Source organism: Serratia sp. B501, assembly GCF_051172315.1.
GTDB classification, from domain to species: domain Bacteria; phylum Pseudomonadota; class Gammaproteobacteria; order Enterobacterales; family Enterobacteriaceae; genus Serratia; species Serratia ureilytica.
In genome coordinates this window covers 537,856-551,546 of sequence record NZ_JBPIZB010000001.1, presented here as the reverse complement: position 1 = coordinate 551,546, position 13,691 = coordinate 537,856, and the positions used below count along the sequence as shown (strand labels likewise).

General features: G+C 59.8%; 12 protein-coding genes. 4 read left to right on the top strand and 8 right to left on the bottom strand.

From position 1 onward, the window contains the following. Window positions 1-139 precede the first annotated feature (139 nt). On the top strand, window positions 140-1,408 hold the full coding sequence (locus tag ACSBQV_RS02875; protein WP_169539675.1) for an MFS transporter: 1,269 nt from the start codon (window positions 140-142) through the stop codon (window positions 1,406-1,408). 50 nt (window positions 1,409-1,458) lie between these two features. On the opposite strand, the gene ACSBQV_RS02870 is transcribed toward ACSBQV_RS02875, so the two are convergent. Together ACSBQV_RS02870 and ACSBQV_RS02865 are read right to left on the bottom strand one after the other, a co-directional pair. Next, window positions 1,459-2,745, bottom strand: a complete 1,287-nt coding sequence (locus ACSBQV_RS02870) for a glycoside hydrolase family 10 protein (RefSeq protein WP_033642975.1) — start codon at window positions 2,743-2,745, stop codon at window positions 1,459-1,461. Between the two features lie 126 nt (window positions 2,746-2,871). Next, window positions 2,872-4,668: a glycoside hydrolase family 3 protein gene (locus ACSBQV_RS02865; RefSeq protein WP_099782919.1), complete on the bottom strand. Its 1,797-nt coding sequence runs from the start codon at window positions 4,666-4,668 to the stop codon at window positions 2,872-2,874. A 366-nt stretch (window positions 4,669-5,034) separates the two neighbouring features. Here ACSBQV_RS02865 and tus point away from each other — a divergent pair, with 366 nt between their 5' ends. Then, window positions 5,035-5,973, top strand: a complete 939-nt coding sequence (tus, locus tag ACSBQV_RS02860) for a DNA replication terminus site-binding protein (protein WP_099782917.1) — start codon at window positions 5,035-5,037, stop codon at window positions 5,971-5,973. Here tus and ACSBQV_RS02855 read toward each other — a convergent pair. The 5 genes from ACSBQV_RS02855 to ACSBQV_RS02835 all read right to left on the bottom strand — a co-directional run bounded on the left by ACSBQV_RS02855 (window position 5,963) and on the right by ACSBQV_RS02835 (window position 9,432). Beyond that, window positions 5,963-6,331 (bottom strand): VOC family protein, encoded by a 369-nt coding sequence (locus tag ACSBQV_RS02855; RefSeq protein ID WP_028128189.1) that lies wholly within the window; start codon window positions 6,329-6,331, stop codon window positions 5,963-5,965. The two genes, tus and ACSBQV_RS02855, sit on opposite strands and share 11 nt — an antisense overlap. A 90-nt stretch (window positions 6,332-6,421) precedes the next feature. Then, window positions 6,422-7,111 (bottom strand): helix-turn-helix transcriptional regulator, encoded by a 690-nt coding sequence (locus tag ACSBQV_RS02850; RefSeq protein ID WP_033642971.1) that lies wholly within the window; start codon window positions 7,109-7,111, stop codon window positions 6,422-6,424. 61 nt (window positions 7,112-7,172) lie between these two features. Then, window positions 7,173-8,570, bottom strand: coding sequence for a class II fumarate hydratase (gene fumC / locus ACSBQV_RS02845; protein WP_089197008.1), 1,398 nt, complete (start codon window positions 8,568-8,570; stop codon window positions 7,173-7,175). A gap of 229 nt (window positions 8,571-8,799) precedes the next feature. Beyond that, complete coding sequence (locus tag ACSBQV_RS02840) at window positions 8,800-9,132, bottom strand: hypothetical protein (RefSeq protein WP_099782914.1); 333 nt, start codon at window positions 9,130-9,132, stop codon at window positions 8,800-8,802. A 33-nt stretch (window positions 9,133-9,165) separates the two neighbouring features. After that, on the bottom strand, window positions 9,166-9,432 hold the full coding sequence (locus ACSBQV_RS02835; protein ID WP_143557046.1) for a hypothetical protein: 267 nt from the start codon (window positions 9,430-9,432) through the stop codon (window positions 9,166-9,168). Between the two features lie 176 nt (window positions 9,433-9,608). Between ACSBQV_RS02835 and manA the strand changes: the two genes are divergently transcribed. Together manA and ACSBQV_RS02825 are read left to right on the top strand one after the other, a co-directional pair. Next, window positions 9,609-10,787, top strand: a complete 1,179-nt coding sequence (gene manA / locus ACSBQV_RS02830) for a mannose-6-phosphate isomerase (protein WP_046898452.1) — start codon at window positions 9,609-9,611, stop codon at window positions 10,785-10,787. 140 nt (window positions 10,788-10,927) lie between these two features. Beyond that, on the top strand, window positions 10,928-12,460 hold the full coding sequence (locus tag ACSBQV_RS02825) for a YdgA family protein (RefSeq protein ID WP_099782912.1): 1,533 nt from the start codon (window positions 10,928-10,930) through the stop codon (window positions 12,458-12,460). 44 nt (window positions 12,461-12,504) lie between these two features. Here ACSBQV_RS02825 and ACSBQV_RS02820 read toward each other — a convergent pair whose 3' ends face one another. Continuing rightward, entirely contained in the window at window positions 12,505-13,659 is a 1,155-nt protein-coding gene (locus ACSBQV_RS02820; RefSeq protein ID WP_099782910.1) for a serine hydrolase domain-containing protein, read from the bottom strand. Window positions 13,660-13,691: the final 32 nt, after the last annotated feature.

Below are 13,691 nucleotides of genomic sequence, written 5' to 3'. Positions count from 1 at the left end.
AGTCTTAATTGTAATTATTAATATATTAGACAAAAAAATCGCCGCTCCCTATCATTTTGTTATCTGCAAAGTGTCTGTTTATCTCCCCGAAGTTCGGTAAGGAAACGCTGTGACAACCCCTGTGCGTTCTGCGGCCGTGATGCCGTCGACGCTGGCCGCCAACGATGACGCGGCCGCTGCGCCAAAAGTAAAACGCTCCACCCTCAACAACAAACTCCCCTATATCGAACGCGGCACGCCGCAGTTTATGCGCGTAACGCTGGCGCTGTTTTCCGCCGGGCTGGCGACCTTCGCGTTGCTTTACTGCGTGCAGCCGATCCTGCCGGTGCTGTCGCAAGATTTCGGCGTCTCGCCGGCCGAAAGCAGCCTGTCGCTCTCGGTCTCTACCGGCCTGCTGGCGATTGGCCTGATGTTCACCGGGCCGCTGTCCGACGCCATCGGCCGCAAGTCGGTGATGGTGGTGGCGCTGTTGCTGGCGGCAGTCTGCACACTGATTTGCGCCTTTATGACCAGTTGGCACGGCATTTTGCTGATGCGCGCGCTGATTGGCCTGTCGCTGAGTGGCGTGGCGGCGGTCGGCATGACCTATCTCAGCGAAGAGATCCATCCCAGCTTCGTCGCCTTCTCGATGGGGTTGTATATCAGCGGCAATTCGATCGGCGGCATGAGCGGCCGCCTGGTGACCGGGGTGTTGACCGACTTCTTCTCCTGGCGCGTCTCGCTCGGGGTCATCGGTTTGTTCGCCCTCGCCGCCGCCTTCATGTTCTGGCGCATTCTGCCCGCTTCGCGGCATTTTCGCGCCAGCTCGCTGCGCCCCCGCACGCTGCTGATCAACTTCAAACTGCATTGGCACGATAAGGGGCTGCCGCTGCTGTTCGCGGAAGGCTTTCTGCTGATGGGCAGCTTCGTCACCCTGTTCAACTACATCGGTTATCGCCTGCTGGCGGATCCTTATCACCTGAGCCAGGCGATCGTCGGCCTGCTGTCGGTAGTCTACCTCACCGGCTCCTACAGCTCGCCCAAGGCCGGGGCGCTCACCTCGCGCTTCGGGCGCGGCCCGGTGCTGCTGGCGTCGATCGTGATTATGCTGATCGGGATTCTGATTACCGCATTGCCGCAGGTGCCGGCGATCTTTATCGGCATGATGCTGTTCACCGCCGGTTTCTTCGCCGCCCACTCGGTGGCCAGCAGCTGGATCGGCCGCCGTGCGCGCCGCGCCAAAGGCCAGGCGTCGTCGCTGTATCTGTTCTGTTATTACGTCGGCTCGAGCGTGGCCGGGACCCTCGGCGGCGTGTTCTGGCACAGTTTCGGCTGGAATGGCGTGGCGGCGTTCATCAGCCTGATGCTGTTGCTGGCGCTGCTGGTGGTGCATTACCTGAAGCGCCTGCCGGAAGCGGCGCGCCTGTGAATAAAAAAGCCGCGGTGGATTACCGCGGCTCGCTATGCCAATGCCGGTGATTATTGACCGGTTTTCCAGCGGGTGCGCAGGTACTCCACGGCCTTATCCGTTTGCGGCTCGGTCAGATAACGTTGCCGGAACAGGATGGTTCCCCCCATCCCCGGCAAGCTCTCGTTGAGATCCAACTGCCTTTTCAGCTCGGGAACGCCGCCGTCGACGGTCCATGCCGGTTCGCTCGCCGATGGCGTGCCCACTTTATACAACGCCACCCCGGCATAAAGTCGAACCGGCGTGTCTTTCACCACCTCGGCCCACCAGTTGGCCAGCACGTCGTAGCGAACTATTTCACGATCGAAAGGCCAGTACAGCTGCGGTGCGATGTAGTCGAGCAGCCCCAGTTTGACCCACTGGCGCGTATCGGCATAGGCCGCATCGTACGATGGCGCGCCGGCCTGAGTCGCCGAGCCGGCGGGATCGTCCGCTTTGTTTCGCCAGACGCCCGCCGGGCTGACGCCAAACGCGACAGCGGGCTTTAGCGCCCTGACGGTGGCTGAAACCTGTTTTATCAATTGCAGCGTGTTGTCTCTTCGCCAACTGGCCTTGTCTGCAAACCCTTTGCCGTATTCGCGATACGTCTTTTCATCATCCAGCGGCGATTGCGGCGTCTCATAATAGAAATAATCGTCAAATTGAATGCCGTCGACGTCATAGTTTTTGACGACTTCAGCCACCACGCCGGTGATCCAGTTGCGCACATCGGGTAAGCCAGGATCGAGCGCAAAGCGGTCGTTGGCCGTACGTATCCAGTCGGGATGCAGCGCATAGACGCTGGCCGGCGGAGACTGCAGCGTTTGATTAAGGGCATCAATCGTTTGCTGCCGGGTATTCATGGAAACCCGATAAGGATTCAGCCAGGCGTGCACTTTGATGCCGCGCCGGTGCGCCTCTTTCAGCATAAAGGCCAGCGGATCGTAACCCGGATCCTGGCCCACGGTGCCGGTTAATACCTCCGACCAGGGCAAGATGTCAGAACGCCACAGGGCCGTTCCGTCCGGTTTAACCTGAAAATACACCGTGTTAATCCCGGTTTTCACCATGTCGTCCAGTGCGTCCGTCAATGCCTGCTGCTGCAGGCGAATTCGCTCTGGCGCGGTTTCCGCTTTCAGGGAGGCCGCCGGCGGCCAGTCCAGCCCCATGACGGTGGCCAGCCAGATGCCCCGCATCGGTGTGACCGGCGGTGCAGGCTGCGGAGGCTTTTCCGGCTCAGGGGGTTTGGCGCATCCGCTCACGCCCAGCATGGCGGCCATCAATAGCCATCCGCCTAATTTTGTTGCGCCTGTCGGCATAAATGTTCTCCTTCCGTGAGTGACGGTTATCCCATGTCGTATCGTGCAGAGCAAGAAACCGCCCGCTTTATCAACGCTATCCCGCGACCGGCGTCGCCCTTTCTGACGACGCCGGTACTTGTCCCATTACCAGCTCAGCCCCGTCCCGCGAGGGAACGCCACCTTGCCCGTATTGGTTTCCTCATCGTAGTCATGCCAGGTGTTGACCGGCAGTTTTCCGTGCGGTGTGATTTTCCCCGTCAGCACCTGCGCCAAAGAGATCATCGAAGGGCCACGCCATACGCCGCTGTCATACCCGTAGTAAGAATAGGTGGCGACGGCTGCATCCACGTCTGCGGCATAGTTCACGATATCGTAAGGCGCGCGCAATGAGAGGTGAACGCGTTTTTTCCCCTGCTCGGCGGCGTATTTCAACCAGCCCGGATAAGGACTGGTATCATTAGCCGCCCCGGTTGCGGAGGTCACGACCCCATCCTGCTCGGCAGGCGTAAAGCGAGTCGAAAGCGTGCCGAGCAGGAACACGTCGCAATCGGCAATATGCGCCCTGATTTGGGCATCGCTCAGTTCCGTTTCCTTCGCGGCAACGACGTTCTGGTAGCCCTCCTGCGCCATCACGTTAGCGATGCCTTTGGCCTGCTCACCCCACGGGGTCAGGATAAAATAGCGCAGCGCCTTGTCTTTCAACGGCAGCAGGCTGTGGCGGTTAATGACCACGGTAATGGAGCGATCGGCGATGCGTTTTTCCAGCTTATGCGCTGAGGACGAAACGCTGCTGGAACAAGGGGCCTCGCGATGCCCCATCAGGTGATGGCGTAATTTGAGGCGCAAAATGCGCTCGACCGAAGCATCGATATCGGCCTCGCTGAGATGCCCTGTTTTCACCCGGTCCGCAAGGTAACGAATCAGGTCCGGCAGCAGGTTAGCCTGGGCCGGCGAAGCGATGCTGACAGGCATCAGGGCGATATCCACCCCGGCGGCAAAGACGTTTTCAGCCGCCCCTTGCTGGCTGAAATGCTCGGCAATCGCACCCATATCCAGCGCATCTGAAATCGTTACACCGGCATAACCCAGCTCATCGCGCAGGATGCGGGTCTGAATTTCATGCGACATGGTGGCCGGCACCGTGATTTTTTCGCCGCTGCGGGTGTCGATCTGGCGGTTATCCAGCGCGGGGTACTGAATATGCGCGGTCATGACCATGTCCGGCGCCGCACAGCGGTCAATGGCCTGTTTGTAAGGCGCGATATCGATGGCAAACGCCTCTTCCCGCGTACGATCGACGCGCGGCAAACCGGTATGCGAGTCGGTGGAGGTGCTGCCATGGCCAGGGAAGTGTTTGTAAGCGGTGATAAGCCCTTGCTGCTTCATCCCCGCCACCATTTTCTCGGCCAGGCGGGAAACGGTGTTCTTATCATCGCTGAAGGCGCGAACGTTAATCACCGGGTTGAACGGGTTAGTGTTGACGTCCACAACCGGTGCAAAGTTGGTATTGATATGCAACGCGCGCATATCCTGGGCCATCAGTTCGCCCTGTTCAACGGCGAGCTGTTTATCCGCGCCGCCCTCAATCGCCGCGGCGAGCGCCATATTGCCGGGGAATGAGGCATAGTCGCCGCGCGGCAGCCGGAAAACGTTACCGCCCTCGTTATCCGTGCCAATGAACAGGCGGATGCCAGCGTGGGTTTTCATCGCGGCATACCAGGCCGTTAACGTATTGATCTGCTGCTTATCTTTCAGATTATTGGCAAACAGGATCACCCCGCCCACATGGTTATCGGTGATCAACTTGCCAATGGCTTCATCGGGAACGGTCATATCCTGATTGCTGCTACCGTTCCGATCCCAGTAGCGAAAATCCAGCATGATTTTTTGCCCGATCTTCTCTTCCAGCGTCATGTTTTTGACTTTCTGTTTAATATCCACAGTAAACCTCCTGTTAAAGCACCCGTTAATGACAGAAGAAAAGATAACCCCAAGGGCTCATAGCGTCCTGCCATTCTGTTTGTTCCAGCGTTTGGACAACGGCAAACGGGAAATGGATTAAACAGAAGACAAACGAACAGGAAAAAATCCATCAATGAATCAAAACCATAAGAAAACCAGGTTTATTTTCGACAATCATACTTGCCCGCATGCGTAGCAGACGAGCGAGAGAATTCCCCCTGCTGCCCGCCCTATTTCCCCCTGGTAAGCCGGGCGGGCAGTTAAGCCGAGTATTGCCCCATTGCTGATGTTGCCCCCAGTCCGCTACTCTCCTATAGTATGTTGTAACTAAAATAGGGGCATATGATGAGCAGATACGATGTGATTGGCCGGATGAACGCCTGCTTTGCCGAACTGGAGCAAGCCCTCGGCGCATTGCAGCAGCAGATAACCCCGCTGCGGCTGCTGGCGGCGCGGGTGTTCAGCCTGCCGGAGGTAGAAAAAGGTCAGGAACATCAGGCCATTTCGCATATCGCGGTCGAGCAACATGTGGGGCAAGCGGCACGCGATCTGGCGCTGGAACACTATCAGCGGCTCTTCATCCACCATAACCGTGAGAATGTCAGCAGCAAGGCCGCCGTGCGCCTGCCCGGCGTCATCTGTCTGGCGGTGGAGCAACCGGAGTATCAGGCGCTGCAGGCGCAGCTGGCGCTGATCAACCGCCTGAAGGGCGAACTGGAGCAGATTATCACCGTCGATTCCGGCCTGGCGCCGGAGCAGCGTTTTGAATTCGTGCACACCCATCTACACGGGCTGATTACCCTCAGCGCCTACCGCACCCTCACCGCCCTGACCAATCCCGACTCGGTGCGCTTCGGCTGGGCCAACAAGCACATCATCAAAAACGTCAAACGGGACGACATCCTGGCGCAGCTGGAGAAAAGCCTGAAAGCCGGCCGCGCGGTGCCGCCGCACAGCCGTGAACAGTGGGCCGCCCTGGTCAGCCGCGAGATAGACGACGTCAGCCGCCTGCCGCAACATGCGACGTTGAAAATCAAGCGGCCGGTAAAAGTGCAGCCGATCGCCCGCGTGTGGTATCAGCAGCAGCAAAAACAGGTGCAACATCCCTGCCCGCTGCCGCTGATCGCCCTGTGTCAGGTTGAAAGCGGCGCTGCGGTGCCGAAGATCGGCGAACTGCTCAACTACGACGCCGACGCAGTAAAGCATCGCTACAAACCCGACGCCAGGCCGCTGCGGCTGCTGGTGCCGCGTCTGCATCTGTATACCGACGGCACTACTCGCTGAGGGCATATACCCGCAGGCGATGGCCGTCCGGATCCCGCGCCACAAAGGTGTAGCCGAATTCCATTTCGGTTGGCGTTTGCTCGATAGGCAGCCCGAGCTCGCGCCACTGGTTATAGCGCGCCTCCACTTCTTGCGGATCCTGGCATAAAAAGCCCAGTTCACCGCCGCCGCCGGTCAGCGTGGCGGCGGGTTTTACCCCCTGTTTGGCCCACATCCCGAGCTTGAAGCCGTTGTTGAGCACGAACAGGGCAAAGCCGGGAGAAAGCTCTACCGGCGCCTGCCCCAGCAGGCGTTGATAAAAGGCGGCGCTGTTGAGCGGGTTATCGACGTAAAGCAGGGTCATGCTGGGAAGGGTCATCGGTCTGTCCTCTGGGTGATGGGAACCGGTTGGTTCCCGATAGGCACAGACTAAAGGAGGCGACTGACAGTTTATGGCAGCAGCGTGTCGTTATTGTTCCGCAATGCCTTCGCTCAACCGCCACTCTTTCAACAGTCGCCGCCGGCCATGCGGATAACGCTGTTCAAGCGGCGTGGCGGCCTGAATGCGATCGAGGCGAAAATGACGAAAGGCCTGACGCAACTCACACCAGGCAACCAGCATCTGGAACTGGTCGAAAAAGCCCAGCGCAAAGGGCCACAGCAGGCGTTCGCTGCGCTGCCCCGCCAGATCGAGATAGTCGATATGCAGCTTGCGCTCGCGGCGGATGCTGTCACGGATTAACACCCGCATTTCATCCGCCACCGGCGGCGACTGAGCCGGTGCGATAAGCAGCGTGTTGGCCTCCAGCTCCTCCCGCAGCGCCGTCGGCAGCACCGCGGCGATCTTGGCGAGCGCCTGGCCCGCGGCGCTCGCCAACTGGCTGTCGCCGCGGCGGCTGACCCAGCGCATGCCCAGCACCAACGCTTCTATTTCCGCTTGCGAGAACATCAGCGGCGGCAGCATAAAACCGGGGCGCAGCACATAGCCGAGCCCCGCTTCGCCGACGATCTCCGCTCCCTGCTGCTGCAGCGTGGCGATATCGCGGTAAAGCGTGCGCATGCTGATGCCCAGCGTCTGCGCCAACGCATGGCCCGCCACCGGATAGCGGTGGCTGCGCAGCAGCTGCATCAGATCGAGTAAACGTTGTGCGCGCGACATCTTAATTTCTCCATAAAAAAGGGGCTTACCTCAGTAAGCCCCCGGTTGCCTCACAGATCAATTATTTCTGCATGCTGCCGACCATCGCCTCCGGGCGCACCCATTCATCGAACTGCGCTTCGGTCAGATAGCCGAGCTTCAGCGCCGCGGCTTTCAACGTCAGCCCTTCCTTGTGCGCTTTCTTGGCGATTTCCGCCGCTTTGTCATAACCGATATGGGTGTTGAGCGCCGTCACCAGCATCAGCGATTCATTCAGCAACTGGGTAATGCGATCGCGGTTCGGTTCGATGCCCACCGCGCAGTGCTCGTTGAAGCCCTGCATGCCGTCGGCCAGCAGGCGGATCGACTGCAGGTAGTTGTGGATCACCATCGGGCGGAACACATTCAGCTCGAAGTTACCGGAAGCCCCGCCGATGTTCACCGCCACGTCGTTGCCCAGCACCTGCGCGCACAGCATGGTCATTGCTTCGCACTGGGTCGGGTTGACCTTGCCCGGCATGATGGAGCTGCCCGGCTCGTTCTCCGGGATAGAAATCTCGCCGATGCCGCAGCGCGGGCCGGACGCCAGCCAGCGCACGTCGTTGGCGATCTTCATCAGCGAAGCCGCCAGCCCTTTGAGCGCGCCGTGCCCCTGCACCAGCGCATCGCAGGTCGCCAACGCTTCGAACTTGTTCGGCGCGGTGACGAACGGCTGATGGGTCAACTCCGCCAGCGCTTTAGCGACGCGTACGGCGTACTCCGGATGGGTGTTCAGGCCGGTGCCGACCGCCGTGCCACCCAGCGCCAGCTCGGCGATGTGCGGGATGCTGTCTTCGATGTGTTTCAGATTGTGCGCCAGCATCGCCGCCCAGCCGGAGATTTCCTGGCCCAGGGTCAGCGGCGTGGCGTCCTGCAGGTGGGTGCGGCCGATTTTGACGATGTCGCGGTAGGCTTCGGCCTTGTCGCTCAGCGTCTTGTGCAGCACTTTCAGCTCGGGGATCAGGTGCTCGCGCAGCGCAATCACCGCCGCCACGTGCATCGCGGTGGGAAACACGTCGTTGGAGCTCTGACTTTTATTGACGTCGTCGTTCGGATGCACCTTGCGCTCTTCACCGCGCACGCCGCCCAGCAGCTCGCTGGCTCGGTTGGCCAACACTTCGTTCATGTTCATGTTGGTCTGAGTGCCGGAGCCGGTTTGCCAGATGGACAGCGGGAACTGGTCGGCATGGCTGCCCGCCAGCACTTCGTCGGCAGCGTTGATGATGGCGGCGCCCCGCTCGGCCGGCAGCAGCCCCAGGTCCACGTTCACCTGCGCGGCGGCGCGCTTGGTCAACGCCAGCGCATGGATCAGCGCGGTCGGCATCTTTTCGGAGGAAATGCGGAAATGCGCCAATGAGCGCTGGGTCTGTGCGCCCCACAGCTTGTCGGCCGGTACTTCGATGGGGCCCATGGAGTCTTTTTCGATACGAACGCCTGCCATCATTGTCTCCTTAGCATAATTCCTAAAATTGTAGGGTTAGGCCGACGCGCTACCCCCCGTCGGCACGCATTCCCAGTATAGTGACATAATAACTATTCGCATTAAGAGAGTTATCTCACAGCACGATTCATCTCTTTTACCCATTCATGACGCGGTTATTTGCCGTCGGTTAACCCGCGCCGAAATAAAGGCGAAGAAAGAACCGGGATAATAAACGCGGAGATGAAAATTAACGCGCGTGACGCGAATTAAAATTATTGATGCGCTGCGTCTGTAAGTGATTGAGTTCATCGATCCGCTGCTGTTGCAAATGATTGATCTCATCGTAGGCATCCTGCCGTTCATTATGGCGATACGCCCCGGTCGCCACCGCGCCGGCGGTAAGCGCCAGCGGATGCGCCACGGGTGCAGTCACGGCGGGAAGCGCGACCGGTGCGGGCGCAACGACGATCGGCGCCGGCGTTATCACCACGGCGCGCGGGGCCGCGTAGGGATAGGTGACGATCACCGCCCCCTGAGCCGCCCCGGTGCAAAGCCCCAACAACAGCAACCATTTTTTCATGCAACAGACCTCTCATTTCGTTAAATCGACTCGTTAACGGCTACGGTAAAGCGGTCTGTCGTTCAGGTTTAAGCTCGGCGTGTGATCGCCCGACTTGGCGCAAAAATAATAATAAGGGAATGGCTCAGAAGGTAAAAAATAAATTCCGCCGACATACTTTGACATGCCGATAAATAAATAATGACGTAGAAAGCCTGCGCTGTCGGCAATAATTTCTTTCCCTCCCATCAACGATCGATTGACGGATTTGTCGGGCCCTCTTGAGGCCGGTGCGCCATTTGAGACGCCGATCGTTATCACGCTATACTCTGGCCGCGTGGCCGGACGCAACCTTATCCGGCGTTGTTTTGATCGCGCCCATGAGGGTTCCTGCCGACGCGGGCGTATGATGGTTGTCGGCACAGATGAAGCGAATCGTATAAAATCAGTAAGTTATTGCCATTAGTGCGGCAATGACGCAAAGGACGTTTATCGACATGCAAAAAATGACCAACGCGGTACAGAATTACGCCTGGGGCAGCCACGATGCGCTGACCCGTCTTTACGGCATCGCCAACCCGGATAATCAGCCGATGGCCGAACTGTGGATGGGCGCGCATCCCAAGAGCCCTTCCCGCGTGCCCGGCGCCGATGGCGCACTGCGTTCGCTGCGCTTTCTTATCGATGAAGACCAGCCAAAGCAGCTGGGCGCTGACGTCGCCAGCCGCTTTGGCGAGTTGCCGTTCCTGTTTAAAGTGCTCTGCGCCGATCAGCCGCTGTCGATCCAGGTCCACCCGAGCAAAGCGGCGGCCGAGATCGGCTTCGCGAAAGAGAACGCCGCCGGCATCCCGCTGAGCGCCGCCGAACGCAACTATAAAGATCCCAATCACAAGCCCGAGCTGGTCTTCGCCCTGACGCCGTTCCTGGCGATGAACGGCTTTCGCGAACTGGCCGATATCGTCTCCCTGCTGCAACCGATCGCCGGCGCGCACCACGATATCGCCACCTTCCTGCAGCAGCCGGACACCGCCCATCTGTCTACCCTGTTCGCCAGCCTGCTGACGATGAGCGGCGAGCAAAAGTCGCTGGCGCTCGGCGTGCTGAAAGCCGCGCTCAACAACCAGCAGGGTGAACCCTGGGATACCGTGCGCTTCATCGCCGGTTTCTATCCGGACGACAGCGGTCTGTTCTCACCGCTGCTGCTGAACGTGGTGCAGCTCGCGCCGGGCGAGGCGATGTTCCTGTATGCCGAAACGCCGCACGCCTATCTGAAAGGCGTGGCGCTGGAGGTGATGGCCAACTCGGACAACGTGCTGCGCGCCGGCCTGACGCCGAAATTTATCGACGTGCCCGAGCTGCTGGCCAACCTGCAGTTCCGCCCGCAGCCGGCGTCCGGCCTGCTGACCCAACCGGAGCGGCGCGGCAACGAACTGTTCTTCCCGATCCCGGTGGAAGATTTCGCCTTCTCGCTGCACGATTTGACCGCCGCGCCGCAGGCGCTCGCACAACGGAGCGCGGCTATCGTGTTCTGCGTCAGCGGCGAAGCGACGCTGGAAAAATCCGGGCAGCGCCTGACGCTCAAACCGGGTGAATCCTGCTTTATCGGCGCCTTCGAATCGCCGGTCAACGTCAGCGGCAGCGGCCGCATCGCCCGGGTTTATAACCAACTGGCCTAACCGTTGATAAATTTCAGCAAATTGCTTGCTGAAAGCGAGAGCTGCCCCCACAATTAAACGCCTGCGGGCGTTTTTGTCGGCCCACATTTGCCCCCTCCCTCGCAACGGAGGGTTATAAGAAAAAAGGATGAAACAGAGCTATGAAAAAATCGTTAGTCGCTGTCAGCGTCATTGTCGTTCTTGGCGCAGCATGGACCGGGGCATCCTGGTACACCGGGAAACAGATCGAGCAGCACATGGGCGAAGTCGTCGACAACGCCAACGGCCAACTGAAAGCCTACCTGCCGAAAGCCGGCGTCAAGCTGAGCTATGAAAATTACCAGCGCGGCGTGTTCAGCAGTAAAGTGCGTTATGTGCTGCGTTCCGATGGCACGGATACCAGCGAAAACGCGGCGCTGAAAGCCGGTGAAGAAGTGGCGTTCCTGGAAACCATCGATCACGGTCCGTTCCCGTTCGCGCAGCTGAAAAAATTCAACCTGCTGCCGAGCATGGCGTCGGTGCATACCGAGCTGGAAAACACCCCGGCGGTGAAAGGCCTGTTTGAAACCACCAAAGGCAAATCGCTGTTTACCGCCGATTCGCGCATCTCGTACAGCGGCGATACCGCGTCCACCATCGACTTTATCCCACTGGACTACCAGAAGGATAAATCTTCGTTGAAATTCAGCGGCGCCACCATTGACGCCGACGTGTCCCGCGATCTGAAAAAAATCGCGCTGGACGCCAATAGCGACACTATCGTGTTCGCCAGCCCGAACGAATTCGGCCAAAACGAGCAGATCACCTTCCAGGGCTTCAACCTGAAAGGCAACAGCAACGAAAGCAAGTTCGGCGTGAAGCTCGGCGATCAAACGATGACCCTGAAGCAGTTCAAACTGACGATCGACGGTAAAGACACCGTGGCGTTGGACGGTTTCAATCTGGTGAGCAAGTTCGGCGAGCAAGGCAGCAGCAATATCGGCGGCCAGATCGATTACACCATGGACGCGCTCAAGGTGCAGGGCAACGACTTCGGCGCCGGTAAACTGACGCTGAAAATCGACAACGTCGACGGCAAGGCGCTGAAAGACTTCTCCGACAGCTACAACCGCCAAACCATGGCGCTGCTGCAGCAGGGCGAGAACCTGGATCCGGACGTCTACGAACAGCAGACCTCCGAGATGCTGCAAAAGAACCTGCCGCTGCTGCTGAAAGGCAACCCAAGCCTCAGCATCGCCCCGCTGAGCTGGAAAAACAGCAAGGGTGAGAGCATCTTCACGCTGGATCTGGCGATGACCGATCCGAGCAAGGCCGCCTCCCCGGCACAGTCGCCGGATCAAGTGATCGCTCAGGCGGTTAAAAAGCTGGATCTCAGCCTGACCATTCCGGAAGCGATGGCCACCGAAGTGACCGCGAAGACCGCCCTGTTGCAGGGTTACAATGAGGAAGACGCGCAGAAACTGGCGCAGCAGCAAGTGCAGGGCCTGGCGGCCATGGGTCAGATGTTCAAGCTGACCACCCAGAAAGACGGCGTGATCGCGAGCAAGTTCCACTACGCTGACAATCAGGTTGACCTGAACGGCAACAAAATGTCGCTGCAGGAGTTCATCGGCCAGTTCGCCATGCTGGGCGCCCCGGCGGAAGACGCTGAACCGGCGCAGGAAGCGGAACCCGCTCCGGCACCGGCGCAGTAATCGCCTGAAAACCTAACAAGGGCCCCCTGCGGGGCCCTTTTTATTTACGCCGCATAAACCGCATCGCGGATCTGCTGCGGGTAGCGGCCACACATGCCCTCAAATGCGGTATTGGTCAAGACAACCACGCTCAGCTGCGCCTCTGGATCAAAGAACCAGCTGTGGCCGTAAACGCCGCCCCAGGTCAGGGTACCGGCATGCTGCGGCGTCTGCGCAGCGTCTGGATCCACCAGCAGCGCGCCGCCAAAGCCGAAGCCCCAGCCCGGCCCTTGCGTTTGCGCCTCGGCGCCGACGTGCGGGTGACGCAGCAACGCCACCGTATCCGGTTGCAAAATGCCCTGCCCGCCGCTGCGCAGCGCCTCCACCAGCCGCAGCACGTCGTCGGCATCACCGACCATGCCCGCGCCGCCGGAGGGATAGGCTCCGACGTTAAGCGCGCGCGCCGGCGAGAACGTCACTTCTCCCCCCGCCATACCTTCCGGCAAGGCGATCCGCACGCCTTCCGGCATGCGCCGCGGCCCCTGCGGCGTATTGTAATAAGGCGTCGCCAGGTTAGCGGCATGGGTCGCATGGAACGCGGTATTGCCGAGCCCCAGCGGCCGCGCCACCCATTCGACAAACAGCTGCGGCAGCGACATTCCCGTCACTCGCTCCAGCACCGCGCCGAGCACGTCGATCGCCAGCGAATAGTTGAAGCGCGCGCCCGGTTCCGATAGCAACGGCGCCTGCGCCAACAGCCGCAGGTTTTGCTCCAGCGTCAGCGTCGACAGCTCCACGCCGTCCTGGATCCCCAACTGATGGTAAACGCCTGCTGGCGGTTGGTTCAGCCGATAGTCGAGCCCGGCGGTATGACTCAGCAAATGACGAATCTTGATCGTCGGGCGGCGGCCGTCGGCCAGCGCCGGGGTAAACCACGGCAGCCAATCGCTGACCGCATCGTCGAGGCTCAGCTTGCCTCGTTCAATCAGGCGCAGCGCCGCCAGCGTGGTATAGGGTTTGGAAACCGACGACAGCCGAAACTGCGTTTCTCGCCGCATCGGTTGCCGCGCTTCGCGATCGGCATAACCGGCCGCACTGGCGTAGCAAATTTCACCCCGCCGCGCCACCAGCACCACGCTGCCCACGATGCGCCCTTCGGCCATCGCCTGTTGATCGATCGCCGCGATCCGTTCTGTTAACGCCCGTTGTTCTACCGACATGATTTTTATCTCGCTGAGGGAAAGTAAAAATC